Here is a 1,179-nt window from a genome sequence, read left to right on the forward strand (position 1 = left end):
AAATTCACTGCTCTGTATGGATCATTATGGTATTTAATATTCTTGCTTTCTTTTTCATACATGGTGAATTTCATGTATTTTCCCATTCCGTGTTCTTCGCAGTACAGATAGTTGTTGAAGCTTCCATAGCCTGCGTCGGTAACTGGATATTCAGGATACTTTCCATATATTCTGTGGAATTTTTCCATAAGCGGCTTGAAGCAATCCATATCCGAGGCATACTGCTTTACGTCATATACGGCGATATACTCATCGCAAACGCCAAATTGTATGTTGTAACCTGGGAGCAGTTGATCGTTTTCCATATAGTCTTTTTTCATACGCATAAATGTTGCATCATGGTCTGTTTTGGAATAACTGTTTCGTTCATTGCCGCATATTTTTATGTGCTCTGCATACTTTTTTAGTCTCGCAATGTAACTTGTAAGCTTATCATAATATCGCTGTTCTGGAGTTTTATGATGTCCACGTCCCCTGACAGCAGAAGCAGGATCAAAACCGCAAAGCTGTATATATTGCTTCAATATCTGTTCGAGATATTCGATGGCATATTCTTCGCGAACTCCAAATTTCACACCAAATGCGGCTATTCTTTTATTTATCTCACTTAACAGTTCTGTTATCTTTGCAAATACTTTCACGCGATTTTTCTCACAGCTCTTTTTCCATACCCAGCTGTATTTGTTGGCGTTGGCTGTGATCTTTGTTCCGTCTATGTACACATGATCCATATCTACGTTTTCTTGTTCAAATATGTAAGCATTGATGTCAGCGAATATCTCTTCTATTTTTCCGTTAAGCACATTGTTCATAAAATTGTCTATCGTCATATGGCTTGGCGGCGCTTCGTCCTGTAATAACCACATAAAACGGATATCTGTTTTGCACAGCTTTTCTATTTTCCTTAATGATTCATAGCCATTTTCCATGAATGCGAACAGTATTACTTTTAGCAAAGTTTTTTCATCATATCTTGGTCTGCCTGTCCTGCGTTCCTCAGTCGTCAGGTATTTATTTAGGTCAATATGATCAATAACTTCACAAAATGTATATACTGGATCTGTTGTTTCAATAATTTTTTCAATTTCTATAGGAAATTTTAATTGATATGGTGTATTATATTCTTGTTGGTATTTTTTCATCAAATTTATTATACCACAAAAAAGACTGCTTTCCTAC

Annotated in this window: 1 protein-coding gene; it reads right to left on the reverse strand. The window is 36.0% G+C overall.

The genetic code is table 11. The features are described from left to right. Window positions 1-956, reverse strand: a 956-nt coding sequence (locus AB5Z01_RS13775; RefSeq protein ID WP_368365626.1) for a transposase, incomplete at its 3' end; no start/stop codon positions are given. Window positions 957-1,179: the final 223 nt, after the last annotated feature.

This window comes from Ruminococcus sp. RTP21359st1_H3_RTP21359_211015 (assembly GCF_040909065.1).
GTDB classification, from domain to species: Bacteria; Bacillota; Clostridia; order Oscillospirales; family Ruminococcaceae; genus Hominimerdicola; species Hominimerdicola aceti.